Genomic DNA, 3,246 nt, shown 5'->3' on the forward strand with positions numbered 1-3,246 from the left:
GCGGGGGAGTCCGGGGGCGGCGAGAACGCGCTCGGCATAGCCGTCGATGGCGCGCTCGGCGCCGTCGGTGTCGTCGAGGTGGAACGTCGCCGTGAAGTGGCTGGTGCCGAGGTCGGCCAGCTCGACGAGGTGTTCGAGGTGCGCGCGGGAGTCGAGCCCGTCGCGGCCGGCGGTGGCGCTGTCGCTGGTGGTCGCCCACAGGCCGACCTCGGCCGGGTCCCGCCCGGCGACGACCGTGTCGGCACGCAGCGTCCGCGCGGCCCGGCGCAGGTCGTCGACGGTCGGGATCGACACCGACCGGATCGTGCGGGCGCCGAGATCGTCGATGGACAGCGGGGCCCACCCCTGCCCCCAGGCGGCCGCCCGGCGCCGGGCCCGGGCGCTGTTGCCGGCGATCCACAGCGGCGGGTTAGGAAACGCGCCGCCCGCCGGTCGGGTGCTGTGATCCGCCGGTTACGGGACGACGTCGATGGTGTAGCCGGCGGGCTGCGCACCGGGATAGACCGCCCGGACCGTGACCTCGACCCTGCCCAGACGGTCGCCGGCGACCAGCGGGACGGCGGTGGCGACGCCCTCGGCGTCGGTGACGGCGAGGACCGTCGTGACCGGCCCCGGCGGGTCGGCGAAGTGCAGCCCGGACTCGGCCGGCACCGAGAACTCGATCTCGGCGCCCGGCACCGGCGTGCCGCCGTGGCGCGCCACGGCTTGCAGCCCCTCGGCCATCCGCTGGCCGATCCGCACCTCCCGCCCGCGCCCGCCGAGGCCGGACACGGTGTCGACGGCGGGCGGCTCGGCCTGCGGCAACGCCCGGCGGTGGTGCACGCTGGCGGCCGGCACCACCCACCACAGCTGGTTGCTGGCGCCGTTCCACCCCCAGCCGACGAGCGCGGTCCGCGGGGCCGACGTCGCCCCCGGCAGGTCGAGCACCCGGTTGTGGACGACGTTCACCAGCCGGTACGCGCCGTGCAGCGACGGCTCGATCCGCCACTGCTGGTCGGCGTGGCCGGGCAAGTAGGTGAACACCGTGTGATCCTGCTTCCCACCGTATTTTCCGTTGTAGGCCAGGCGCAGCCCGCCGCCGCGGCCCGCCAGGCTGAACGAGCCCGGCGTGGTCCCGGCGACCAGTTCCCATTGCTGGGCCGTCGAACCGTCGCCCGGGAGCTGCTGCACGGCGGCGGAGGACGTCGCCCTGTCGCGCACGTCGACGTACTGCCCGCTGGAGACGCTGACCAGCGCGTAGACGCCGCCGACGGCCCGCGGGGTGTACCGGGTGAAGCGAAATCGCTGGTTGCTCGATCCATTGCGGGCGTGGGTGCCGAGCGCGACCCCGGCGCCGGTGGCCCCACCCGGCACGTCGAGCGCGCGTCCGCTGGCGGCGACCAGCTCGAAGTGACCCCCGGTGGACGTGCCCAGCCACCAGCGTGACTGCGCCCCCTGGGCCGACGTCGCCACCGCCGCACCGGCCGACTCGCCGAGCAGCCTTCCGCTGGACCTCGCGCGCAGCTCGACCAGCCCACCGCCGACGGCGACCACCGTCCACTGCTGCCAGTCGTGGAAGACCGGGTTCTGCTGCCGGATGACCGTGCCATCGACGGTCAGCGGCAGCCCGCTCGCCTCGCTGGTGATGATGTAGGCCCCACCGGCCGCGGGGATGAAGTCGACCTCGCCGAGCAGCCGCTTCGCCTCGTTGCCGACGATGGTCGCCAGGCGGTCCGCCGGCGGCATCTCGTCGACGGCGGACTGCCAGGCCAGGCGGTCCGGGTCGAGCTGGGCGAAGAGCTCCGAGACGACCGCGTCGACGTCGACGTCGACCGGGCGGCCGTGCAGGGCCGCCCTGATCGTCGTGCCGGCCTCGGCGCGGAAGGCGGGCATGTCGCGTTCGAGGATGGCGCGGGTCCGGCCGTAGCGGTAGGCGCGCTTCATCTCCGCGAGCTGGTCGTCGTACATGTAGTCGTTGTTGATGGCGAGACCCTCGGCGGTCCACCGGCCTTTGCGGACATAGTCGAGGATCTTCTGGAAGTCCGCGGACGCGTTCGCGGCGAAAGCGCGCTCGGCGTCCGTCATCTCGTTATGGAGTCTTTTTGCGATCAGGCCACGGTAGGTGTGCGGCTTCAGAGCCGCGGTGACCTTGTCCTGAGCCCAGGAGTACGCCTCGTCGATCGCTCGGATCACCTGGCCCAGCACGTACATGATCTCGTTGATGATGGGGGCGTCGACGTCGCAGGCCAGCCATCGGCCCAGCGTGGCGCCGATGTAGATGATCTGCGCGGCCTGGTCGCCGGCGAACGCATCGTCCTTGACCTTCGACTGCAGGTCCTTGTAGAAGGCGCACATGTAGTCATCCCGGCGTACCTCCGGGCTGTAGGCGGAGATCTCGGTCATGAGGTCTTTTCCTCCCGGCTGCTCCGATGGGGCCCGCTACCTGGTCGGCCGAAAGACAGCCGACCCCACGCCCGTCAGGGAAACGCTAGGGAATTTCCGGTGATCCCGCTCCGGTCCGGTGCAGCGTGGTGCATTGCGGTGCGCCGTTGCACCGCTATGTGCTCGTTTCCGCCACGCCGCGACCGGCGGCAGACGCCGGTTTCGTCGACCGTGACCGGTGGCTGGTTCGGGACGCTGCCGGCAGGCGTTCGCCGCGCGACGTGCAGGCGATTCGTCGAACGGGTATGCCGCCGATGTGTATCGGGTCGTGCGCAGAGCGTGGTCGCGGGTGGGGGCGGTGATCGTGGTGCTCGTCGCCCTGATCGCCTTCGTCGGGCACGGCGGGCGCTCCAGCGTGCCGCCGGCCAGGGGCGAGCCGCCGGCCGCCGCGGGGGCGCTGTCCGTGGTGCCGGACGTCGTGGCCGACGTGGAGCCCTCCGTGGTCACCATCCTCGTGGGCGACGGTCTGGGCAGCGGGATCGTCTACCGCTCCGACGGTGTCATCGTCACCAACCAGCACGTCGTGGCCTCGGCCGCCGACGGGGCGGTCGAGGTCGCCTTCGCGGACGGGCGGCGTGCGCCGGGCAGGGTGCAGGCCGCCGATGCGGTCAGTGACCTCGCCGTGGTGAAGGTCGAGCGCACCGGGCTGCCGGCGGCGAAGTTCCGCGGGCAGCAGCCCCGGCTCGGTGAGCTCGCGATCGCCATCGGCAGCCCGCTCGGCCTGGAGAACAGCGTCACCGCCGGGGTCATCTCGGGCCTCAACCGCACGCTGCCCGGGGTCGACGGTCAGGGCGGCCCGGGTGGGGAAGGCGGGCAGGGCGGGGA

The 3,246-nt window shown here is 72.8% G+C and carries 2 protein-coding genes and 1 pseudogene; 1 reads left to right on the forward strand and 2 read right to left on the reverse strand.

Going from position 1 to position 3,246, the window contains the following annotated elements; genetic code table 11:
• Together NBZ83_RS31045 and NBZ83_RS31050 are read right to left on the reverse strand one after the other, a co-directional pair.
• Positions 1 to 294: pseudogene (locus tag NBZ83_RS31045) on the reverse strand (LLM class F420-dependent oxidoreductase); the annotation flags it as partial.
• Between the two features lie 159 nt (positions 295 to 453).
• Positions 454 to 2,382 (reverse strand): RICIN domain-containing protein, encoded by a 1,929-nt coding sequence (locus NBZ83_RS31050; protein WP_261570947.1) that lies wholly within the window; start codon positions 2,380 to 2,382, stop codon positions 454 to 456.
• A 307-nt stretch (positions 2,383 to 2,689) separates the two neighbouring features.
• On the opposite strand from NBZ83_RS31050, the gene NBZ83_RS31055 reads away from it, so the two are divergent.
• On the forward strand, positions 2,690 to 3,246 hold a 557-nt coding region (locus NBZ83_RS31055; protein WP_261576400.1), incomplete at its 3' end, for a S1C family serine protease.

It is taken from the genome of Frankia gtarii (assembly GCF_025403375.1).
Lineage (GTDB): Bacteria > Actinomycetota > Actinomycetes > Frankiales > Frankiaceae > Frankia > Frankia gtarii.